The 22,850-nt window shown below is 57.7% G+C and carries 19 protein-coding genes; 9 read left to right on the top strand and 10 right to left on the bottom strand.

Annotated features, from left to right (window positions below; genetic code table 11):
- Nucleotides 1-43: 43 nt before the first annotated feature.
- The gene (locus tag AB5767_RS02930) at nt 44-397 is read right to left on the bottom strand and encodes a cupin domain-containing protein (RefSeq protein WP_368131490.1); all 354 of its coding nucleotides are present in this window, start codon (nt 395-397) and stop codon (nt 44-46) included.
- Between the two features lie 149 nt (nt 398-546).
- On the opposite strand from AB5767_RS02930, the gene AB5767_RS02935 reads away from it, so the two are divergent.
- A complete protein-coding gene (locus AB5767_RS02935) occupies nt 547-873 on the top strand; it encodes a winged helix-turn-helix transcriptional regulator (RefSeq protein ID WP_055286984.1) in 327 nt (108 codons plus the stop codon).
- Nucleotides 874-1,479: 606 nt separating this feature from the next.
- Here AB5767_RS02935 and AB5767_RS02940 read toward each other — a convergent pair.
- The gene (locus tag AB5767_RS02940; RefSeq protein WP_368131491.1) at nt 1,480-2,400 is read right to left on the bottom strand and encodes a hypothetical protein; all 921 of its coding nucleotides are present in this window, start codon (nt 2,398-2,400) and stop codon (nt 1,480-1,482) included.
- Nucleotides 2,401-2,722: 322 nt separating this feature from the next.
- On the opposite strand from AB5767_RS02940, the gene AB5767_RS02945 reads away from it, so the two are divergent.
- Entirely contained in the window at nt 2,723-3,253 is a 531-nt protein-coding gene (locus AB5767_RS02945; RefSeq protein ID WP_368132798.1) for a flavodoxin family protein, read from the top strand.
- 108 nt (nt 3,254-3,361) lie between these two features.
- Here the strand turns inward: AB5767_RS02945 and AB5767_RS02950 are convergent, their stop codons facing one another.
- The 5 genes from AB5767_RS02950 to AB5767_RS02970 all read right to left on the bottom strand — a co-directional run bounded on the left by AB5767_RS02950 (nt 3,362) and on the right by AB5767_RS02970 (nt 14,907).
- The gene (locus AB5767_RS02950; protein ID WP_368131494.1) at nt 3,362-4,456 is read right to left on the bottom strand and encodes a DUF8462 domain-containing protein; all 1,095 of its coding nucleotides are present in this window, start codon (nt 4,454-4,456) and stop codon (nt 3,362-3,364) included.
- Nucleotides 4,457-4,704: 248 nt separating this feature from the next.
- Complete coding sequence (locus AB5767_RS02955) at nt 4,705-6,945, bottom strand: DNA gyrase subunit A (protein ID WP_368131495.1); 2,241 nt, start codon at nt 6,943-6,945, stop codon at nt 4,705-4,707.
- A 45-nt stretch (nt 6,946-6,990) separates the two neighbouring features.
- The gene (locus tag AB5767_RS02960; RefSeq protein WP_055309971.1) at nt 6,991-8,988 is read right to left on the bottom strand and encodes a DNA gyrase/topoisomerase IV subunit B; all 1,998 of its coding nucleotides are present in this window, start codon (nt 8,986-8,988) and stop codon (nt 6,991-6,993) included.
- A 391-nt stretch (nt 8,989-9,379) separates the two neighbouring features.
- Nucleotides 9,380-13,747 carry a hypothetical protein gene (locus tag AB5767_RS02965; protein WP_368131497.1) on the bottom strand — a complete coding sequence of 1,456 codons (4,368 nt, stop codon included), beginning with the start codon at nt 13,745-13,747 and terminating at the stop codon, nt 9,380-9,382.
- Between the two features lie 155 nt (nt 13,748-13,902).
- Nucleotides 13,903-14,907: a helix-turn-helix domain-containing protein gene (locus AB5767_RS02970; RefSeq protein ID WP_368131498.1), complete on the bottom strand. Its 1,005-nt coding sequence runs from the start codon at nt 14,905-14,907 to the stop codon at nt 13,903-13,905.
- Between the two features lie 658 nt (nt 14,908-15,565).
- Here AB5767_RS02970 and AB5767_RS02975 point away from each other — a divergent pair.
- From AB5767_RS02975 to AB5767_RS02990, 4 genes are all read left to right on the top strand, one after another.
- Nucleotides 15,566-15,886: a PadR family transcriptional regulator gene (locus AB5767_RS02975; RefSeq protein WP_172622486.1), complete on the top strand. Its 321-nt coding sequence runs from the start codon at nt 15,566-15,568 to the stop codon at nt 15,884-15,886.
- Nucleotides 15,873-16,496, top strand: coding sequence for a DUF1700 domain-containing protein (locus tag AB5767_RS02980; protein ID WP_138114217.1), 624 nt, complete (start codon nt 15,873-15,875; stop codon nt 16,494-16,496). Before AB5767_RS02975 ends, AB5767_RS02980 begins: the two co-directional genes overlap by 14 nt.
- Before the next feature lie 15 nt (nt 16,497-16,511).
- Entirely contained in the window at nt 16,512-16,766 is a 255-nt protein-coding gene (locus AB5767_RS02985) for a hypothetical protein (RefSeq protein WP_118081429.1), read from the top strand.
- A gap of 412 nt (nt 16,767-17,178) precedes the next feature.
- The gene (locus AB5767_RS02990; protein WP_195361944.1) at nt 17,179-17,862 is read left to right on the top strand and encodes a hypothetical protein; all 684 of its coding nucleotides are present in this window, start codon (nt 17,179-17,181) and stop codon (nt 17,860-17,862) included.
- Nucleotides 17,863-18,390: 528 nt separating this feature from the next.
- Here AB5767_RS02990 and AB5767_RS02995 read toward each other — a convergent pair.
- Genes AB5767_RS02995 through AB5767_RS03005 form a run of 3 tightly spaced genes read right to left on the bottom strand, consistent with a single transcriptional unit; the run spans nt 18,391 to nt 20,717 of the window.
- Complete coding sequence (locus tag AB5767_RS02995; protein WP_368131529.1) at nt 18,391-18,861, bottom strand: arginase family protein; 471 nt, start codon at nt 18,859-18,861, stop codon at nt 18,391-18,393.
- A gap of 27 nt (nt 18,862-18,888) precedes the next feature.
- Entirely contained in the window at nt 18,889-20,028 is a 1,140-nt protein-coding gene (locus AB5767_RS03000; RefSeq protein ID WP_368131501.1) for a HAMP domain-containing sensor histidine kinase, read from the bottom strand.
- Nucleotides 20,025-20,717 carry a response regulator transcription factor gene (locus tag AB5767_RS03005; protein ID WP_438265963.1) on the bottom strand — a complete coding sequence of 231 codons (693 nt, stop codon included), beginning with the start codon at nt 20,715-20,717 and terminating at the stop codon, nt 20,025-20,027. The genes AB5767_RS03000 and AB5767_RS03005 overlap by 4 nt, the downstream gene beginning before the upstream one ends.
- 147 nt (nt 20,718-20,864) lie before the next feature.
- Between AB5767_RS03005 and AB5767_RS10020 the strand changes: the two genes are divergently transcribed.
- From AB5767_RS10020 to AB5767_RS03020, 3 genes are read left to right on the top strand one after another with little or no spacing between them, the layout of a single operon-like run.
- Entirely contained in the window at nt 20,865-20,936 is a 72-nt protein-coding gene (locus tag AB5767_RS10020; protein ID WP_254179316.1) for a CD1871A family CXXC motif-containing protein, read from the top strand.
- On the top strand, nt 20,929-21,831 hold the full coding sequence (locus tag AB5767_RS03015; RefSeq protein WP_368131504.1) for a 4Fe-4S binding protein: 903 nt from the start codon (nt 20,929-20,931) through the stop codon (nt 21,829-21,831). The genes AB5767_RS10020 and AB5767_RS03015 overlap by 8 nt, the downstream gene beginning before the upstream one ends.
- A gap of 29 nt (nt 21,832-21,860) precedes the next feature.
- Nucleotides 21,861-22,832 (top strand): TlpA family protein disulfide reductase, encoded by a 972-nt coding sequence (locus AB5767_RS03020; protein ID WP_368131506.1) that lies wholly within the window; start codon nt 21,861-21,863, stop codon nt 22,830-22,832.
- The last annotated feature ends 18 nt before the right edge of the window (nt 22,833-22,850 follow it).

The raw sequence follows: 22,850 nt of genomic DNA on the forward strand, positions 1-22,850 counted from the left end.
CAACGGACGGGGCTTCATTGGCCCCTTGCACACCGATCGCGAATTAGAACATGATAGCGTCGTCGGCTGTGAAGGCATTAAGGGACCCCTGCTTGACCTGGATGCAGACGTACGTGATGCCCGAGTCGGATGCGGCGCGGAACTGGCGGTGTGCGACGGGGGAAATGCGCAGCCAGTCGCCGGCTGCAAGCTCGATATCCTCACCGTCGATCGTGACTGAACCGGCGCCCTCGAGCACGCCATAGATCTCCTCGTTTTCCTTGTGTGCATGGACGAACGGAACGCCAGCGCCGGCGGGAAGATTGTTGACACTCACCTCTGCCCCGGTAAGCCCGAGCACCTCGTGCAGCTCGACACGGCTCTCATTTCCGATGTGGGTCTTTGCATAATTAGCCATAATGGTTCCTCTCTTTGGGTTGATTTACCTTGCAGGCATCTCCTGCGTGAGTTATATTCAACGCGAAGGCGCATGCAAATACGAGTACGCACATATTTGTAACTGCGTACTTTTTGTGAAACCGGTATGGTCAAGGAGGTTGGTCTCCCATGATGGCGAAAGAGGAGCTTCCGGAGTGTCCGGTCGCAACGGCGGTAGCGCTCATTGGCGGAAAGTGGAAGCTGCTCATTATCCGTAACTTGCGCGTACGCCCTTGGCGTTTCAACGAGTTGCGCCGCAACCTTGAGGGGATCTCTCAGAAGGTGCTTACCGACAGCCTGCGGCAGATGGAGGATGATGGGCTGGTCTTTCGCCATGACTATGGCGAGAATCCTCCCCGCGTTGAGTATGGCCTTACCGAGCTCGGCCGCCAGATGATGCCCATCATGGACTCGCTCGCAGACTTCGGCGCCTATTACAAGACGGTCGTTTCGTAGCGGACACGCTGCTTAGAGGGCGGAGAACCGCTACGAGTACGGTAGCGGTACTCCTACGGCTGCTGTCGTTCCCGCAGGATTAGAGCGGAAGGAGACTGCAATGGGGTCGTCCGCCCCACAAGAAGGCCCTCTCTTCCCGGTATGGCGCCGACATGCGCACGCCGGCTCAAACTGCTCGATGCGCGAAGTGTTGTTATGGCTTCACTCAGCCTGCGGACGCCCAATCATCCGTGCACCACATTCTGCCCATGTGCATGGGCGGCTGCCCCCACCGCCATATGGTCTCCGGCGAGCGCCGTTGCCCCTGGTTCAAAGACGGCCCCGATGCCTACGTCCTCGCCAAAACTCGCGACGCCCGTAAGAGCCGCCAATAAAACCTCCGGCCCTGCTTGGCCCTGGGAATAAACGTCAGACTTGCCCGATTCACGCTTCGCGCAAGGGCCGTTCTACTTCCCAAACCTGATCTGTCTGTCGCACAGCTCAAGGGAGCCTGGGATACCTCTTTGATATCTTCCACGAACTACTGGAGTGCGGCACAGTCGGATGACTGGACCGTTTTCGTTGGAGCTTGGTTGTTTGCCTGTGTGAATGGCGTATTTGCTTTAGCTAGCGGTTGCGACGCCTTGTTGCGGAAATGCTAACTGATGCAACTACGCCACCGGCAACACTCAGGGCGACTGCTATCGCGCCGTTGTCGCCCGTAGCGGGTAGGGTGGTCCTGGCTGGTTTAGCTGCCGTTACTGCCTTGGTGGAAACGGGATTTGCCGCGGGCTTTTCTGTCTTGGGCTGCGGTGTGGGCTCGGGCTTGGTTTCCGGTTCGGGTTTGACCTCTGGGATCGGCTTAACACTTGGATCGGGTTTGGAACCGCTCGTATCGGTTGCAATCAAGTGCACGTCGCTGTCGAAGACGTAGCGGATGTAGTAATCGTGCCGCGTCTCGTGCATAATCCCCTGCCCGCTGTCGAAGTCACGGTCAACGTGTGTGCCAAGGTGGGTTGAGCTGACAAGGTTCAGTCTGTAAGGGATTTGGTCGTCAGCGTAGTCGCCTGTAAAGACTGCGGTTGCTCTAACGTGATTGTCGATCATGGTCAGGGCAATAGAGACGCTGGCCTCTTTGGGGTTCTCGGTTTTTATAAGGCTTTCGGTATCGGTGTCGATCTTGAAGAGATGGACGGTGTCGTTAAGCCCGTAGATGAAGTCCTCGGGTTTGTCGGGGAAATCGTATACAAACGCCTCATTCTGGACCAACATGAAGGCAGGAGGGAGCTCCAGATTATAGTTATGGTCGACAACGGTGGTAGCTGTGAGGCTGCCTTCTGCGTTGGCTTCGTCGCAGGTAATGGGTGCTGCGACATCGGTTTCGGGCATTTCGGTCGCCAGTGCTGCGCAGGGTAGCAAAAGCAGCCCTGCCACAAGAATGCTAACTTCGAAGGCGGCGACTCTGGCACCTGCATGACGCTTGACGTCGCGGGTAGACAGGCCAGTCCGTTTGTTGTGGGTCTGCGGTGCAACATGCTGTCCATACATAAGGCGCTCCTTGTTCGTAGGCCGGTTTCCGCGGATCTATATTGCGCCTGGCCGATGCGGCTAGGCTCTTTCGCGCGAACGCTTACGCGAGCAGGGAGAAAGCTCAAGTTTATTTTCCCACAGTCGATACTTTGCGAGCAACGATTTGCTGTTCAATTCTCGGAGAGAGAATCAAGACAGTCGAGGAGTTATCAGGCAATGAGATTGTGTCTAGAGAACACGAACGAGAGATGTGGTCTGCGGACGATTGAATAACTCCATACGTTTAGGTTAAAACAAACAAATATGCCGCGCGCCTGCGGCATGAAGGAGGGAGATTCCTATGAATATCGTTGTATTGAGCGGCAGCCCGCGCAAGGGCGCCAATACCGACACCATGGTCGAGGCGTTTGCCGAGACCGCGCGCGAGGCCGGCCATACGGCCGAGGTCATCCGCGTTGCAGGCAAAAAGATCGCCGGCTGCTTGGGATGCCAGTACTGCTTTACCCATGAGGGCGCCTGCGTGCAGAAGGATGATATGGCCGACGTGATCGAGTCGCTGAAAGGCGCTGATATGGTTGTCTTCGCTTCGCCTATTTACTGGTTTGATATCACTGCGCAGGAGAAGGCCGCCATCGACCGCCTGTACGCCTTCGGTGCTACGGGCTTCCCGTTCACCAAGACGGCCCTTTTGCTCGATAGCCACAGCGAGGGCGTCTATGATGCGGCGATCGCTATGTACAAGTCAACCTGCGCGTACTGCAAGTGGGAGGACCAAGGTATTATCACCATCAGCGGTATGACCGAGCGCGATAGCATGGCATCGTCGCCCAAGTTGGAAGAGGTGCGAGAGCTCGCTCGCAAGCTCGCCTAAGGACAAGAAGAACGCATGGCAATCGGTGTTGGTGGAAATGCTTGCTGTCCTTACCAAGAGGAATGCCGATTGCCATGCAACGATGCTCCCGCGGACAATTCCGGTGTGCTAAAACGCCTTCTCGTTCAAGAATTCCCTGAACGTGGGGATGTCGAAGCCGACGAGGCCACGTCCACGTTCCCCGATAACGCCGTCCTCAAGGAGGCGGCGTTTGTATTGGCTTGCATAGTTGCTGGCAACGCCCATACGCTTGGCTATCTCCGAGACTCTGCTGGGGCCAGAATCGGGCAGCATTGCGAGCAAAAACTCAATGTCTTTATCGGAAAGCTCTCGATAGGTCGTTTCGAGAATGCGATCACGCAGCTCCATGCGTGCGAGTAGGGAACCCTGCTGGACATCGGATGCACTGATTTGGGGCGAGTTCTCCGAAACATCCCAAGTGCGATATCCGACGAGCTGCATCATGTAGGGGAATCCGTCGACGGCCTTCACAGCATTCTCGAGCGCTTCTGGTGTGATTGAACGTCCTCCGGCCTCAACGGTTTTGCGAAACGCGTTTGCAATTTCAACGTCAGTGATTCGTCCTAACTGATGATATTGGGAACGCCTGAGAAACGAGACGGAATCGTTACGCAGCAACGCCGATACTTTGTAGGGCAGTCCTGCCATGAGTAGGGCAACTTTTTTACCTTCGCGTACAAAGTGCTGGTAAACAGAGGCAAATTGAAGCATTTCTTCGAGATCGACGGTGACTTCATCGATGGTAATGAGAAGTCCGATGTCATGTTTTTCGAGTTGCTTAAAGATGCCATTCATGCGTGTGCGCCAGTTGCCCTGGACCTCTTGAGCATATGTCCAATCGATGCCCACTGGGCCAATTTGAACACCGTTTATGCGCGCGTGAGGCTGTGAGAGGTAGCTATCTGCGGCTTCTTTGGTTCGCTCGATAATATCTTCGAGCATGCCTGGCATGGCGGAGACATTTGCTGCGATCCAACCGTGTTCAAGCGCCGTTTCTGAAAGGAGCGAGAGAAGCGCCGTCTTGCCCGTTCCCCTTGCGCCCGTAAAAATAGTCGACAGGTTTGGATCTCCCGGGCCGTTGATAAAACCACGGTTGATGTCACGCAGAATATGCTCACGACCCGCTAGAAAGGGAGGGATACTTCCGAACGTCGGGGTAAAGGGGTTCTTGCTGTACTCCATGGTGTCTCCTTTGCAAGTTTTGCTAATTTTTGCAAGTTTTGCTAATTTTTGCAAGTTTTGCTAACGACCGACCAAAGGGCATCGAAGCAGTGACGCTGACATTTTTTAACGCAGAAAAATAAGCAGAAATCAATTAATCTGCGTTAAGAAATAGTTGAGAAGAAAAACGACGAGTCCCGGGCGCAATGCCGTTGCGCTCCGGGCCTCGTCGCTTTGCGAAGTATCTAACGGTCTCGTTGCCGTGGTACCTAGTCAAACAGGCTCGGCATGTCGTTTTCCTTCATGAGGGCACCGGCTGAGGGGAGGCTCTGCGCGGTGAACTTCTCGGCCGAGACGCCGGCGCCAAGAATCTCCTCGGTCGTGCCGACGGTGGTGACCGAGCGGCCCTTCTTGGCCGTGAAAGCCTGGACGCCCTGCGTGTTGGTGGTCGTCTTGGTCTTGAGCAGCGACGTGTTGAAGTTCATCAAACGATAGTCGCTCGAGACCAGCGCGATGTCACGATCTGTGTTGAGCACCTGGGCATACAGCAGCTTGCTGCCGCCGTAGATGGCGTTCTTGAGGCGTTTGCGGTTGGTCTTGGTGACGTATCCAGAAAGCGCGACGCGCACCGCGCGGCCGTTCTCAAAGACGAACAACACGTCGGCCTTGTAGTCCTCGGGGTCGATGACCCAGATGACACTCTCGTCGGGTTCCATCTCAAGATCGGTCGGCAGGTACGAGCCCAGCTGTGCCGACTTGGTATCCTCAAACGCCGCAACCTTGCACTTGTACACCTGGCTCTTGTTGGTAAAGACCAGCAATTCGTGGGTGTTGGAGGACGGAAACTCGATAAAGGGTTTGTCGCCGTCCTTGTACTTGAGCGTGGTCGCCTTCTTGAGCACGCGGTCTGTCATCTTCTTAAGGTAGCCATCGCGCGAGAGCATGATGGTGACCGGGTACTCCTCGACCTCGGGCTCCAAGCTTACTTCGATAACCTCATGGGGCTCAATCCTGCCCGTGCGGCGCGGCATCACGTACTTCTTGTTGACTGCGGCCAGCTCGTCGCTGATGACCTTCTTGATGTTCTCCTCGCTGGAGAGGATCTCCTCAAGCTCGGCAATCTCACCCTCTAGCTTGGCGATGTCCTTGGTGCGGTTGAGGATGTACTCCTCGTTGATGTTGCGGAGTTTAAGCTCGGCAACAAACTCGGCTTGGGTCTCGTCGATGTCGAAGCCGCGCATAAGGTTGGGCACGACCTCGGCTTCGAGCTTGGTACCGCGGATGATGGCGATGGCCTTGTCGATATCGAGCAGGATCGCCTCGAGGCCGTGCAGCAGGTGCAGGCGCTCGGACTTTTTGCCCAGGTCAAAGTTAATGCGGCGACGCGTGGACTCAATACGCCACTTGACCCACTCGTGCAGGATCTGGCGCACGCCCATAACGCGAGGGTAACCATCGACTAGCACGTTGAAGTTGCACGAGAACGAATCCTGCAGCGTGGTCGAGCGATAGAGCTTGGCCATGAGCTTGTCGGGGTCGACACCGCGCTTAAGGTCGATGGCGATGCGCAGGCCCGAGAGGTCGGTCTCGTCGCGAATGTCGGCGATCTCCTTGACTTTGCCCTCTTTGGAGAGCTTGACGATGCGCTCGATAATGACATCGGTCTTGGTGGTGTAGGGGATTTCGTAGACCTCGATGATGCGCTCTTCGGGAATCCAGCGCCAACGGGAGCGGATCTGGAAGCTGCCAAGGCCGGTCTCGATAATCTTTTCCATCTCCTCGCGGCGGTAGATAATTTCGCCGCCGGTCGAGAAGTCGGGCATGGGCATATATTCGAGCAGGTCGCAGTCGGGATCCTTGAGGTAGTGCATCGTGGCAGTGCAGACCTCGTTGAGGTTGAAACCGCAGATGTCGGACGCCATGGCGACGCCGATGCCCTTGTTGGCCGAGACAAGGATGTTGGGGAACGTGGTGGGCAGCAGGCGCGGCTCCTTCATGGCGCCGTCGTAGCTGTCAACGAAGTCGACCGGGTCCTTGTCGATGTCCTTGAAGATCTCGGCGCTGATGGGGGAGAGCTTGGCCTCGGTGTAACGCGAGGCGGCGTAGCTCAGGTCGCCCGAATAGTACTTGCCAAAGTTGCCCTTCGACTCCACGAAGGGCGCAAGCAGCGCTTCGTTGCCCGTCGCCAGGCGCACCATCGTCTCGTAGATCGCGGCATCGCCGTGCGGGTTGAGCTTCATGGTCTGACCCACAATGTTGGCGCTCTTCTGGCGCTCGCCCTTGAGCAGACCCATCTTGTACATGGTGTAGAGCAGCTTGCGGTGCGAGGGCTTAAAGCCGTCGATCTCGGGGAACGCACGCGAGACGTTGACGCTCATGGCGTAGGGCATGTAGTTGACCTCGAGCGTCTGCGTAATCGGCTGATCAATGACCTCGGAGTGCAGGCCGATGACGTTCTCGGCGTTGACCTGCTTTTTCTTTGGCTGGTTCTTCGTCTTCTTCTTTGCCACGATTTCCTCTTGAACTTCTTATGGGCCGTCGTTATCGATTTGCTGCTACTGCAGGTCCAGCTGGTCCAGATATTCCTTGCCGTGCTCGGAGATATGGCGCTTGCGGCCTGCCTCGTCGTTGCCCAGCAACAGATTGAACATGGTCTCCATCTTGGTGACGTCTTCGGGCTCCACCTTGATCAGGCGACGTGTCTCGGGGTTCATGGTGGTGAGCCACATCATGTCCGGGTCGTTCTCACCAAGACCCTTGGAGCGGTTGATGGAACACTTCTGGTCGCCGATCTCCTTAAGGATGCCGTTCTTCTCGAGCTCGGTGTAGGCAAAGTAGGTCTTCTCTTTGCAGTTGATCTCGTAGAGCGGCGACTCGGCGATATAGACGTAGCCCTCGTCGATAAGCGTGGGTACCAGGCGGTAGAGCATGGTGAGCACGAGCGTGCGAATGTGGTAACCGTCGACGTCGGCGTCCGTACAGATGATGACCTTGTTCCAGTTGAGGTTGTCCAGGTCGAAGGCGCCAAGGTTCTTGATGCGCTTGTCTTTGATCTCCACGCCGCAGCCCAGCACGCGCATGAGGTCCATGATGATGTCGGACTTAAAGATGCGCGGATAATCCTCCTTCAGACAGTTGAGGATCTTACCGCGGACGGGCATAACGCCCTGGAACTCGGCATCGCGCGAGGTTCGAATGGCGCCTGCTGCCGAGTCGCCCTCTACGATGTAGATCTCGCGACGGCTCTTGTCCTTGGAGCGGCAGTCGATGAATTTCTGCACGCGGTTGGCCATGTCGGTCTTCTGCTGCAGGTTGGTTTTGATACTCTGGCGCGTCTTCTCGGCATTCTCACGCGAGCGCTTATTGATGAGCACCTGCTCCATGATCTTGTTGGCGGCGTCTTTGTTCTCAATCAAGTAGGTCGAGAGGCGTTCCTTAAAGAATGCCGTCATGGCCTGCTGGATAAAGCGGTTGTTGATGGCCTTCTTAGTCTGGTTTTCGTAAGACGTCTGGGTGGAGAAGCAGTTGGTCACTAGTACCAGACAGTCCTGGACGTCCTGCCACTTAATGCCGCTCTCGTTTTTGTTGTATTTGCCCTGTTGCTTAATGTAGGCATCGATGGCGCTGGTCAAAGCGCTGCGGGCGGCCTTCTCGGGCGAACCGCCGTTCTCGAGCCACGATGAGTTGTGGTAGTACTCCTGCATCATGAAGGTGCGCGAGAAGCACATGCATGCGGTGATTTTTACGTTGTAATCGGGCAGGTCCTCGCGATCGCGACCGCGACGGTCGGCCTCGATAAAGAAGGGCTCGGTAAGGTAGTCGGTACCGACCTTCTCGAGCACGTAGTCCTCGATGCCTTTGGGATAGCAAAAATCCTCTTCGGAAAACTCGCCATCGTCGCCCTCGATACGCAGGCGGAAGGTCACGTTAGCGTTGACCACGGCCTGACGGCGCATGGTTTCGCGATACCAATCGTGGGGAATGCTAATCGAGGTAAAGACCTCAAGATCGGGGCGCCACTTGATAGTGGTGCCGGTGCGGTTCTCGTCGCTAGGCTCAATCTCGAGTGCCTTCTTTTTGGCGCCGACGACTTTGCCCTTCTTAAAGTGTAAGGAGTACTTGTTGCCGTCACGCCAGACGGTGACGTCCATGTATTCGGAAGCGTACTGGGTCGCGCACGAGCCCAGGCCGTTGGTGCCGAGCGAGAAATCGTAGTCGCCGCCCTGGTTGTTGTTATACTTGCCGCCGGCATAGAGCTCGCAAAAGACAAGTTCCCAGTTAAAGCGTTTCTCGGAGGGGTTCCAGTCGAGCGGGCAGCCGCGGCCGTTGTCCTCTACCTGAATGGAACCATCGCGAAAGGCGGTAAGGGTGATGAGCTTGCCGTAGCCCTGGCGCGCCTCGTCAACGGCGTTGGACAGGATCTCGAAGGCGGCATGCGCGCAGCCGTCGAGTCCGTCCGAGCCAAAGATGACGGCGGGGCGCAGGCGTACGCGCTCCTCGTCCTTGAGCTGGCGGATACTGTCGTTACCATAGTTTGCGGTGTTTTTTGCCATACTCGCTCTCTCGGTGCTCCTTTGCTGCGTTTAAGTCATATAGATAGTCAAGGTAGCATAGCCCAGCCCATAGGCGATTCCAACCAACACGAAATCCATCGAACAATCGTTCGAGCTTAGGCTGAAAAGAGCTTACTCGGACAAAACCGAGTCGGCTCTTTCCGAGTAAGTTTGAAAGCGGCCGAATGCGTCTTGCTGCGTTTGCGGTTGGATACGTTGTCGAAAACGTGTCGTGCGGATTGTTGGCGAAAAGACGGCGTGCCAAGCTCGAGGCAGAACTCAACTCCTCTGACGACATCTAATGCGTAATGGGCTGGCTCTGGGTATCCAGAACCAGCCCATTTGATGTTCGATGAGCCGAGTCGGCGTCTCTCACAAAAGTAACTAGGAGCTAGCGAGGCTTATCAGAATTGACCTCATCGGCGGTGTCGATCTCGAGCGCCGTGCGGCGGGCGCTGTAGGCGATGAGGCCGGCGCCTGCCGCGGCGAGTGCTGCAGCGGCTGCCGTGAGGGGAGCGTTGGCATCGCCCGTGCCCGCAAGCGCGCCCGCTTTTCCGGAGCGCTTGTTATTGCCGTGGTCCTTGCCACTGCCGGAGCTGCTTCCGCCGGAGCCGCCGCCCTCGTCAGTACCGCCGCCACTTGAGCCACCATCGCCGTCCGCCGTCATCGGAGCGTCGTGAAGCCCTGTGGCGTCCGCGCTGTCGCATACGCCGACCTGAACTTCTGAGCGTTCGCATGCCGCGTCGGGCACGTGGAGCTCGTGCAGTACAGCACCCAGCGCCGAGTTCGCGCCCGGTCGAATTTCTTCGAGCGTTACGGGATCGAGCGCCACCAGATTACGCGCCTTCGCATACAGCGTTACGCGTTTGCCCACTTCGTCGCTCCAACTCTCGGGGATGGCGAAGCTCATACGGAACTGTGCCGTGCAACCCGGTGCCAGCACGGCGTTGCCGTTGTCGGCTACCAGCGGGTGCGTTGCAAAACGTGCGCCCAGCGTCTTGAGCGCGTACTTCACGTGTGCCATATCGTTGGCCGAAGCGTCTTCGGCAAGCTCTGGATCGTAGATCGAAGCCATGCGTGCGTTCACTCCGAATCCGATGGATGCGCTGGAGAACGGCTGGCTGGAGCCCTCTCGGTACAGATCGATCGTGCCGGCGGTCAGTAAGGTGTTGCCGTCGTTTCGCACCGTGACCATGAAGGATTCGCCTGCTGCTCCGGGCACCACCGCGCCCGAGGTAGCGACCGCGCCCGTCGGAGTGGCACACGCCACCAAGGGCACTTCGATGCCGTGCAGCTCTGCCTCGCTCTTCTCCGCGCTCACAATGTGCGTGGCGAGTGCGGAGAGCATGCCTCCCGACGTCAAAAACGTCGTTATCTGATCGACGGGATGGTCCAGCTCGCACATCACAAACGGCTCCGTGAACAGATCGCCCGCCAAGGTGCTGGCGAAGATGCGGAAGTGCTTGCCCATCACTGCAACCGGGTTGCCTTCTTCGTCGTAGGTTTGTCCCACCTTGCCATCGGTGTTCTCTACATAGAGCACGCACCTGCCGTTGTTGCTTACGCTAAACGATGCCGGGCCACAGCCTGCGGCACCCACGGGCTGCGTTGCAAATGCCGATGCGCCTCGCGTCCACGTAACATGCTGCAGCTGCTCGTTGACAGTTGCCAAAAAGCCCGTGTGCTGCGGCCACGGCACCGCGTGGGGTACTGTGGCATCTGGCGACATAACGCCCCAGCCCGCGATGGACTGGCCGATCACGGCGTACGATGCGCAGCCGCAACCGTCTGCGGTCTCGTATGCAACGGGCACCACCATTTTGCCGTTGATATTCTCGGGCTCACCCAGCTCGATACTCGACGGTGCTTGCGGAAAGCGGAGAACTTGGCGGAACGTCAGGCTGTCGCCCGAAACGTCCGACCATAGGGTAAAGCACTCCAGCGCAACCTCAGCCTCGCTGCCGAGCGCCTTTTCTGCGGTGGTCCCGCGGCGGTGGAGGTAAGCGCCCGACAGACGTCCGTCGACCAGCGCCTTGCCCACCGTGATGCGTGGGCACTGCAGACAATGGCAGCCATCCTCCTGAAGGCGGCCGCGCGAAATGCTGCGCCATGACGTATGCGACATCACGCGAATTCCGTCGTTGCTTATGCGCAGACGCACAACGGACAGTATGCCGGCTGTGCTTGCCGTATCGAAAAGGGTGTTGTCGCCGTCGGGGCGCTCGCCCGAGACCAACAGCACGTAGGCGTCCTGGTTTCCTCTTCCGTCCGTATATTCCACCACGTCGAAGTCGTAATCGAATATGCCGCTGCGCTCCACGTCGCCCTCGCCAAACCCAAGGGGGAAGTCCACGGGCGTGGGAGCGGACCATGTGCCGTTTGCCTTTGTGTGCACCACTAGGCGCGAGCGGCCATTGTCGCCGTAGCGCACCGAGGCGATACGGAACAGGCATTCTACGCCGGCAATCATTGCCAGCTTCATGTGGGCTTCGCTGAGCACGCCAGCAAACAGCACGTTGTCGCTCGAGGGCTTGATGCCGCCACGCTCGTCCTCCGATACACCAGCAGAATTGGCGTTGGGGTCCGCAGCGGAGTCCTTCGCCTGCCCGATATAGGTGTACTTATACATCGGCGCGGCGTTTTCGTCGTTTTCTATCAGTGCGTGGACGAAATGCTCGATCTGTCCCGTGTCGTCGCTTTCTGCATCTGCCTCGAGCTCAATGCGCGTGACCGACCGGTCCCAATCGCGTACGGTAGGCTCGACATTCCTTGCAGTGGCCATAACCTCAGCGCGTGCGAGCAGCTCGGCGTTGGTGACGATGGTGGCCGATGCGATAAATTGCGGCACGCCGCCCGCCTCGATGTTGCCGGGCATGCCGAAGCGGGCATCCAGCGTGTAAGGCGTATCTCCACCCAATGCGAGCTCAGAGCGCTGGAGCACATACTGGTTGCCATTGTTCACCGACATATTCCACGAATCGAGGAGTGTGGGCCACGACCCCGACCAAGCCTTGGTGGTCCACTTGAACATTACGAACTGGAGTATCACATCGACATCGACGTCTGCACCTACGCGCAGTCGCGGAAGCTGGTGTCCATCTGCCTTCTCGTACCCAATGAACAGCGTGAGGGATGCGGCGCCGCGCACGGCAGACGAAGCGACGCCTGCAACGCCGGCGCCAAAGGTGACGACAAGCCCGATTTGGATGGTGAATGAGCCCGAGGTGTTTGAAAAGTCGAGCGAAATGTTTTTAAAAAACGCCGCGCCGCTGCCGTGCGTGTGGGCACCCACGGCGAGCGCCAGCTTCGCCAGCACCCAGGGGTTGACGTTTAGGAAAAACGGCACCGGTCCTAGGGTAAACTGCTCGGTCCAATTGAGGTCGGCTCTTACTTGAAAGAGCGCCTTAATATTGCCGTATGCGGGGTCGTTGTTGTTGCCCCAGGTTTTGCCCACCCAATCGTAGGCGAGCGAGCCGTACAGCTGTGTGGCGATATCCATCGTGAACAGCAGCGTGCAATGGTGGCGAAGGAGCTTAGTGTTTCTTGGATCGGTTCCCGAACCGGCACTCATACTCTTGTACTGATTCCACTTCCCCTCCATCTCGTCGAGGTAGCGGTTTGCCTGCTTGGCGCCCGACTCGCGCGGCGATTTCTTCCAGTACTCCGGATCCGGATTGCCTGAATCGTTCATGTAGCCGACCGGTTTGTATCCTCCGCCAAACAGCACGTACCCGGCAAAAGAGAAATCGAACAAAATGGGGAATGAGGGCATCCAGCACGTGAACTTATTGCCGCCGATGCCGGGAAACGCCGCCGGGAAATCAAACGGAGTGATCTCTTGGTCCATGGTAGTGGGGACGATAGTGGTCGATCCGGATTCCGCCTTTGCCGCCGGCGCGGTGACAACGGTCATGGGGGAGGAGAGCGTGTAGGTTTTGCCCTGATAGTCGAGGACAAAGCGCAATTTGCACCCTTCTTCCAGAAGGCCCGATGCCGCGTCGAGAAACTTGTCTTCGAGTGTGAACGTCGCCAGATTATCTGCGCCCGATGCGCTGGCTTTGACTTGGCCAATCTGCGTGACGGTTTCGGGCGAGCTACCCGTGACGGGCATTACCTTGTTGATGTGCAACGTTGCCTGTCCACCCTGTGGCAGATGCGCCTGCACGGTAAAAGCGTGCGTGTCGGGCTGGTCGTTTGCCGTGTCGTCCTTCGGCAGTGCCATAAACGTGGCGTCGGCGTACTGGATGTCCCATTCGTCGAATGTGAGCTGTCGAAAGTACGGCTCGCCATCGGAGAGCGGACGTGTGGGTGCGGTAATGGCGGTGCCGCCTTGGACACGTGCGAGGGGAATCTCGACATCGCGGTAGCCTTTCATGCTGATGGAGATACCGCCGTTAAAGTCGTACGCGTCGAGAAGCGTTGCCTCGTCCACGTAGCCTTCCGAAAGCGGCGCGATCTCAAAGATGGCCGTGCCTTCGTCATCGGTCGTGGCGGTGAGCTGCTTGCCTGCGGTATAGCGCGATGTGAGCGTGACCTGGGCACCCGTAATGGGCGTATTCTTGTTGGCGACGTCGACCACGACCACACCAAACATGGTACGCGAGAGAACGAGCACCCTGAAGGGGTCTTTTTCGTCGGCATAGGCCTCGGTGGGCGCGAACGGCAATATAAAGGCGTTTGCGCTTCCTGGCACGCGCGGCAACATAATGCTTGCCAGCGAGGACGCTCCGGCAACAAGTAACGAACGGCGATCAAGCATCTTTGGCTCCCATCCCGCAGGTATCGGTGGAAATAATCCAATTTTGCGAGAAGGTGCCCCGTGGCGGTAGTGCCGTTCAAGGGTCAAAATGTCCAAATTAATCGAGCGAAGCGCCGGGTTCCGGAACGCGTTCGATGCGCTTGGCAGCCCGGTCGCTAACGCAACATATGGGCGACCAGCTCGGCGCGGGTTCCGATACCAAGCTTGGCATACACTCCTGATAGGCGGTTTTTAACGGTGCCCGGCGATACTTCCATGTGGCGTGCGATTTCGGCGTTGGTCCATCCGCGGCAGGCGAGCATGGCCATGGTGAACTCCGTGGTCGTTAAATCGTCGGCCACGTCCTCGCCCGAATCGGGGTTGTGGATGCGCCGCCAGCCGTAGCTGAAGCGGTACGTGATCTCGATGATGCGCGCGAAGTCGTCAGGGTATTGCGTTTTTAGGCATGCCTCGATGAGTCCCTGCAAAAGGCCGTGGTGCTCGCCAATGAGCTCGATAAGGCCGTCGGGACGCGCAATGTTCCAAGCGGCTCCGAAGTGCGTTTTTGCGGCGTCGATGTCCCTGAGGCTCATGCAGGCCATGGAAGCCGACAGGTGCAGGAACAGCTCCGAGATGGGATAACTTCCCTGTTTCATGATCAGGGCATTTTCCGCCATGCCTAGGCTGCGGCCGTATTCGCCACGCAGATACAAGGCGTGCGCCATCACGTAGCTGGCGAACAGGCGCAGGCCTTCGGGCAGATGCGCCGCAAGCGGATAAAACTCTTCGGCGGAATGCGGGGAAGGCAAGTGCAGCAGGACGCTCGCGGCGGAGGCGAATAGGATATGCGTGGCGTGGACGGCGGGCGATTCCTCGTCAGTTGGCGTATCGAGGATGCCCGCAAGGCAGCGGCGGGCATCGGCGATACGATTGAGCGACAGACTGGCATATCCGCAGATAAGGCATGCGGAATAACGCAGTGCGGGGTCGGTGGCGTCAAGATAGGGGCGTGCTGTCTCGGCGGCGGGTGTGGCCTGTCCGCGAAAGTACAGCGCTTCTGCCGTGGCGATGGTGCGCGAATCGGGGTCGGAAATGCCTGCAACCGCAGCGTCAATCTGCCCCGGCACAAAGGCAGTGCACATCAACGGCATGGGAATGCGCGGGTAGCCATCGCAGTCCATCTTCCATCTCCCATCAGGTGGCAACATTAGCAGCAATTGTACCCCTGCTGCTCGGGACTGGAATTTGTGAGTATCGCCTACGATTATGCCGAACGTATAAAGGAAGAGTCTATTGTCGATGCTCCCAAGGTGGCTACCGAAGCCTAGCTGACCTCGACATTCGGAAAAATTGCCACCCCTGTAAAAAGCTCTGCCGCAGCGATGGGAAACGCATCTTCTGGGCATTCCGTCGTCTCCAGCCAGCGCTGGACTGCTGCTGTCGCCTGCGCGTTGGCGAGCGGGGCGTGGGGACCGTCCGGCGACCAGCGGTGACGGGCGAGCCCTGCCGCGTGCGTGGGCCTCCATCGGCGTAGACCCATGACCCGCATGGCATCGGAGAAGTCCACCATGGCGTCCAGGACCTTACCGTCCGGCACGTCCAGCCTAGCGGCTCTCTTGAACCCGAGGTCGAAGGGGGAGCGTTGTACAAGGCATATGGGGCCGAGTGGAAGTGGATCAAAAGAGCGTTACTTGACGTTTCATGCATAATGCCAACCGCCCCGCGACATCACGTTCGCAGCGCGCAGGGGCCGGAGAATCTTCGCTATGAGAGTTGACGTCTAATACCTTGCATCGTATAGTGTGTATAGCATAGTATATGACGAGAGGAGGTGTGCGGATGGAGGCACAGATGAAGCGCGGCTTCCTGGAGGCCTGCGTGCTCGCGGCCATCTCCGGCGAGGAGTCCTACGGCTACCAGATCGTGAAGGACGTACCGGCGAGCATGGGGCTCACGGAGTCGACGCTCTACCCGCTACTCAAGCGCCTGGAGAAGGCCGGGTGCATCACGGCGCGCTCTGCCGAGCACAACGGGCGGCTGCGCCGGTACTACCGCATCACGGACGACGGGCGAGCGCGCATCGAGGAGTTCCTGGCCGAGTGGCCGTCCGTACGGGAGATTTACGCATACGTTGAGGGGGCGCACCATGACGCGCGATGAGTTTCTGGGCCGGTTGGGCGAGCTGCTCGCCTGCCTGCCGGCCGAGCAGGTGGAGGAGACCAAGGCGTTCTATGCGGAGGCCATCGCTGACCGCATGGAGGACGGTATGAGCGAGGAGGAGGCCGTGGCCGCCATGGGCACACCCGGCGAGGTGGCGGAGGCCACGCTCGACGACCTGCCCGCCGTGCCGCGCGCGATCGCGAGGACGCGCCGGCGCAGCACCACGCTGCTGTGGGTGCTGACCATCGTGGGCTCCCCGGTGTGGGTGCCGCTGCTCGCCGCCTTCGCCGCCGTGGCCGTCACGGTCTATATCTGCATCTGGCTGCTGGCACTCTGCGTGTGGATCGTCGCGGCGGCACTCGGGGGCGTGGGCGTAGTTGAGCTCCTGCTTGCCGTAAGCGGCGTCACCATCGGCCACTTCCCGTACGCCCTCGCCTCGGCGGGCGTGGGGCTCGGCCTCGTCGGCGTGGCGCTCTTCGTTGGTGCTGGCGCTTGGGCCGCCTCAAAACAAATTGCGCGCCTTTCGGCGCTCTGGGCGAGGAAGGCCGCCTCGCCCTTCTGGAAGGGCAAGGGCGAGAAGGGCGGCGCTGCCGCGCATCTCGCGGCGTAGAAAGGAGTGAGTACCATGACCAGCGCGAAGAAGATCTACCTCGCCGTGGCGGGCGGGCTCGTTGCCGCGGGTGTTGTCCTCGCGGGCATTGGCTTTATCGCTTCGGGCTTCGACCCGGCCGTGTTCACAACCCAAATCGACACGCGCGACAGCACCATCGTGCTCGGCGGCGTCGAGGTGGACGACCCGATGGGCCTCCCCCTCATCGAGCAGCTCGCCAATCTGGGCGAGATCGACACCTCCGGCGTCGCGGATCCCGCCGCGCCCTAGGCGCAGCGAGCCCGGGCGCTCTGCCCGCCAAGCTGCGTAAGCCGGCGAAACCCGAACCTCAACCTCTACGCAACTGGCCCCAAGCCTGCGCCGATTCGCTCTCGGCGCCGCGCGGGGGCCCGTGACGCATGCCCAAAAGGTATGAGGAGAAAGGAACGCGATGACGACAACCACGCCCTTCCGCCTTCATGGGGCCACGCAGGACCGGAAGCGACTGGGCCGTGCGGTGGGGCTGTGCTTGGATTGGCTACACTGATATGGACAGTTCCGTGAGGGGCGCGAGAGACGGGACTCTGGGGAGATCTTCGAGGAGGAGTGTCTCGACTGGAAGCGCGGGTTCAGTGGAGCAGGAACCTAATCTCTATCTCTCCTGCTTTTTTGATTTGTTGAGAAGCCGGCATTTGGGGGCATTTTGGATAGCGAACAGTTCAAACAAGAAGCTGAGAAAATAGAACAAAGCCTGAGTGCCTTGAGAGTCGCCGAGCGCAATGCAGTGATTCCCTTCATGAACGGCGACTTTACCCAATGGGATCTATATCTGGCATCCTCCTCTGAGTATGCGATGAGACTGATAGACGGATTCATCTCCATGCTCGAGTCGAGGAATCTTGTTTGCGTCGCCCAGCTTCTCCGCGCACAGGTTGGAGTCTGCCTGCGGACATTCGCATTATTCGCCGCCGAAGACCAGGATGACTTTCTCAAGCAGGTGTTTCAAGGTGTGCCTGTGAACAAGCTGAAAGATTTCTCGGGTGAGAAGATGTCCGATGGAAGACTTCAAGACTTACTCGAGAAGTTCGATCCAAAGGTAAAAGATGTATACAAGGTGACGTCTGGATTCGTCCACTTCTCCATTGATGTTCTGCCGAGCATGGGTGTGCCTGGGGAGGGCTATGAGGTCGAGTTTAATTTTGGAGCCGAGCCCAACGAGAGAAACAATGCGCCTCTCGTGGAATGCGGCAAGGCGTTCTGCCACTATGTCGACCTGCATCTCCAGATGCTCCATAAGGTGATTGCTTCGGATGAATGGTATGCCGATCGATTCCGTATCGATTCCGATGGTCCTGCAGACGAGGCCTCGAAAAGCGAGAAGGTGTAGGTCGAACGCATTGACGCTGCCTTGACAGCATCCCGATATGATAACGAATGGGAGGTTCCCTGCGAAATGTGCGCCTCTGTATATTCTCGCTAGGACGCCCTCGACCGATAAGGCATCGTTGAGTTCAATTTGAGTTCAGCTCGGGTGCCTGAAATCGCCCAACTCTGATAAAAGGGGAGACGACGGTACACCACGTAGACGAGAGGCTATGGAAGTGCACGATTTGATTATATTGGCGCGCTAAACCGCCCCGCTGCCCAACTTGAACTCCGCTCACGCGTGTATGGGGCTGCGAGAGGTAACGGCCTGCGGCCTCCTTTGTGTGCTCGATGATATCTTCGAGCATGCCGGGCATGGCGGAGACATTCGCTGCAATCCAGCCGTGTTCAAGTGCCGTTTCGGATAGGAGCGAGAGGGGGCTGTCTTGCCCGTTTCCCTTGCACCCGTAAAGATGGTTGACAGTTTGGGGTCTCCCGGGTCTTTAGCTTTTACCGTGCTAGATGCCTCATGGAAACTGTTGGACTTTAATCAGACAGACCCAGCATGTCGTTTTCCTCCATGAGGACATCGGCTAAAACCGCAACACCTATGCTTGTTTAAGCGAACTTCCTGATAGTCGTGGAGCTGCTGTAGCCCGACATGCAGGACATCGCTCGGCTTAAACACCGGATGCCGCATCCGCGAAACGAGTTGCGGTGCACCCTGTTCCAAAAGGTTGCCAAGTACCATGGCGTGAGCGTTGGGGTAGCCATCATTCAGCGTGGATACATCCGGATGCGCATAGATCCAGACGATTCCAACGTTCTCGTATTTCCCGTGCAGGTAATCGAAGAGGGCAAGCGACGCCATACAGTTGCCGCCGACGGTCACGACTCTGTCGGGGTTTTCTGCCGTAAGCTTCCTCTGCGCATCCTGAATTCCCGCCAGGACTTCGTCCTCGGCGCAGATGCGAACTGCCTCCCATTTCTCATGTCCAAGTTTTGGGACGCGTTTCGCAATGCCGAGTGGGACCCCTGGACAGTCGGATCACGTGGTGGCCCCCTTTGAGAGGGTCACGAGCATGGTGGTCCCGTTCTCGGAACTTGCTTCGACCTCTACCGTGCCGCCGTGTAGGGCTGCAATCTCCCAAACAAGCGCTAGCCCGAGTCCTGCGCCGCCGTATGCCCTGCTGCGGGATTTATCTAGACGAAAGAACGGCTGGAAGATGCTCTCTCGGTACTGTTTGGGTATTCCCGGGCCCTCATCTTTGACTCGCAGGAGCACGTGGCTGTCGCTGTCGCTGATGGAGACGTTGACAGTCGAGCCGGGGCGGCTGTAATGGATGGCATTTTCGACCAGGTTAAACACCAGCCGATAGAGGAGCGTGTCGCTTCCGATTACTAAAGCGTCTCCAGCACAATTGAGAGCTATGCCCTTATTTTCGGCAAGTGGCGCAAGGTCGGTGAGGACCTCTTCGGACAAGGGACCAAGTTCCACATCGTCCTTGCAAGGAACGCTGCGGAGCTCACTCATCTCGAGCAATACCTTGGCCATTCGAGACATGCGCTCGGTTTGTTCTTGTAGCAGGCTGAGCAGTTCGGCTGTTTCGGGTTGCAAACCGGAGTGCTCGGAGATGAATAGTTCAATCTGTGCTTGCATAAGGGCGAGCGGGGTGCGCAGCTCGTGTGCGGCGTTGCCGGTAAACTGACGCTGTGCAGAGAACCCTTCGCCAAGACGGTCGATCATGTCGTTGAAAGAGGCGCTGCATCGTTGTAGCTCGGTGGGCACATCTTCATTGAGTCTGATTTCGCTTAGGTTGTCAGGCTGTACGCGCTCAACCTGGGCTGCAAAAGCCCGTAGCGGTTTGAGCGCACGGCCGCTCACAAAGTATGCCAGCACGCCGCCAAGGAGTGTGATTCCAGCCGTGATGCACCAGGTTGTCGTGCCAAAAGACTCCTGTGCGTCGTTTACGACGATCGTGACCTTTTCATCGAGGGTCGCTTTCGTTGGGTCGAACGCCTGGGGCGAATCTTCGCCGGTTGCGTTAAAGGCCGAGATGTCACTGCCGATGGCATCCATGTAGCGCATGCCCGTATAGCCGACCAGGCAGTTCGTCAGCACGCATGCCGCACACGTTAACAGTGCCGTCATGATTGTTATGCGCCATTGCAGAGAAAGCCCTTTCATTCGCCATCCTCCATAACGTAGCCCTCTCCAATCCGATTGCGAATCGGATCGTATCCCAAAGCGCTGCGCAACTTTTTTCGGAGCGACGAGATATGAACGCGGGTTGCGTTGCTAAAGCTGTTCACGCTGCTATCCCAAACGTGCTCGATAAGCTCCTCTTGGCTTACCGGTCGCCCCTGATTAAGCATCAGGTATTCCAAGATTCCCGTTTCCTTGCGTGTAAGAGATAGAGCCTCACTGTCCACGGAAGCGATGCGCGCTTTGGTGTCAAAGCTGAGCTTTCCGCAGGTTAAAACTATGTCGCTTTGTGTAAAGCGTCTGAGGGTAAGGCTGCGAATCCTTGCCGCAAGCTCGTCCAGATGAAACGGCTTGGTGAGGTAATCGTTGGCGCCGGCATCGAGTCCAGCGACTTTATCGGATACTTCGCCACGTGCGGACAGAATCAGTACCTTAGTCTCGCAGTCAATTTTCCTAAGTTCCCTAAGTACGGTCATGCCGTCGATACGGGGAAGGTTGAGGTCGAGTACCACGAGGTCGAAGGCCTCAACGTCCAGTAGGTCGAGCGCCTCCTGTCCGTCGTGACAGCAGTCGACGCTGTACGCCAAGTTTCGCAAGCTGCGCGCGATTGCGTCACACAGCGCCCGCTCGTCCTCGACGATCAAAATACGCATAACAGTCTCCTTGCACATTCCAAATCGCGCTTAACACGGATTTTATAGTCGATATGGTCCAATGGTCGCGTAACGAAAGGAGTGGTCGAGTTGTTCAAAGCGGTAAAACCCATGGTACAGGTCGCTTTGTTGATCGTCGGAATTGCCATGGTGTGCTTTGGCGTTATGCGTGGCGAGGCGGATGCCGTGCTGGCCAAAGCGATTAGGCTGTGCTTGGAGTGTATCGGAATTGGATAAAAGAGCAAACACCGCGTCGCATGTTTTGGCCCGATTTCGCGGACTCATTCAGGCGGCGGCGACGCTGGTCACCAATATTCACCTGCCAAATTTTGCCAAAGGCGGCATCTATCAGGGCGCGGGAAAAACAGTCTGCGTACCTGGGCTTAACTGTTATTCGTGCCCCGCGGCATCGGGTGCGTGCCCCATCGGGTCGTTCCAGTCGGTGGTAGGTTCATCCAAGTTCAACTTTTCTTACTACGTCACCGGTACGCTCATTTTGCTCGGTGTGCTGCTGGGACGCTTTGTATGCGGCTTTCTGTGCCCGTTTGGCTGGCTGCAGGAGCTGCTTCATAAGATTCCCGGCAAAAAGTTCTCCACGAAAAAGCTTAAGCCGCTCACGTACATCAAGTACGGCATGCTGCTGTTTGCCGTGGTGCTGCTACCCGTCTTGGTGGTTAACGACGTGGGCATGGGCGACCCGTTCTTTTGTAAGTACATCTGTCCGCAGGGAGTGCTCGAGGGCGCCATTCCTCTGGCCATTGCCAATGCCGGCATTCGATCTGCGTTGGGACATCTCTTTACTTGGAAACTTGCCGTTCTCATTGCCGTGGTAGTGCTGAGCGTTTTGTTCTACCGCCCCTTCTGCAAATGGATTTGTCCACTCGGCGCATTCTATGCGCTCATGAATAAGGTATCCCTACTGGGCATCCGGGTCGATGCATGCAAATGCGTCTCGTGCGGCAAGTGTTCAAAGGTTTGTCAGATGGACGTTGATGTGGTCCGCGCGCCCAATCATGCCGAATGCATCCGGTGCGGAAAGTGCATTGAGGCCTGTCCTGTCGATGCCATCAGCTATCGCTATGGCCTGGATGTGTCGGCGGAAAAGCTTCCCTTGACCGCCGATAAAAAGTAAACAAGCTTCGACAAAACGGAGGAATGACCATGAAGCTTTCTAAGATTGCGGCCCTGTTTATGGTACCGGTGCTGGCCTTGTGTCTTGTGGCGTGTTCTTCACCCGGTGGCAATGTGAGCGAATCTGCGGGCTCCGATCCTAAGATTGCAGAACTCACTGCGCAGAAGCCGACCAATGCCGATGAGGCCGCCGAGCTATATGCGAAGCTCATGCAGAAGGAGAACGAGATCTTTTCGAGTGATAACGCGCTGTGGGAAAAGGTATTCAATGCGGCAAATAAAGACTCGGCAATGATTGAGGACGGCAGCAATTACGGCGATTTTCTGCTCAAGACCATCGACGGCGCCAAGGATGAGTTCACGACGGATGAGCTTAAGACGCTCAAGGCCGGCGCACAGCAAATCAAGGAGATCGAGGACAAGCTCGAGAGCCTGGAGAAGGAGTTCCCCGGCTGTGGAAGCACGCCGAGCGCAGGCGAGAGCGTCGACGCTTCGACCGCTGGCATGACGGCTGGTGCCAATGCTTCGAGCGAGGCGACGAAGTTCCCCAGCTTTACGGGCAAGGACCTGGACGGCAACGACGTGAGCAGCGACGAGCTGTTCTCTAAGAACAAGGTTACCGTCATGAACTTCTGGTTCACCACTTGCAAGCCGTGCGTGGGCGAGTTGGGCGATCTTGAGGACCTGAATAAGGAGCTTGCCAAGAAGGGCGGCCAGGTCGTGGGCGTCAATTCCTTTACGCTCGATGGCAACAAGGGCGAGATTGCAGATGCCAAGGACGTGCTGAGCAAGAAGGGCGTGACGTATAAGAACATCTGGTTCAAGTCGGATAGCGAGGCCGGTAAGTTTACGTCAAATTTGTTCTCGTTCCCGACAACGTATGTCATCGATCAGAATGGCAACATCGTAGGGGATCCAATCGTGGGAGCCATCAGCTCCGCCGAGCAGCGCGCAGCACTCGACAAACTTATCGACCAGGCGATTGCAAATAGCGAGCAGTAAAAAACGCGTAAAGCATAG

The organism is Collinsella aerofaciens, from assembly GCF_040926265.1.
GTDB lineage: Bacteria > Actinomycetota > Coriobacteriia > Coriobacteriales > Coriobacteriaceae > Collinsella > Collinsella aerofaciens_BB.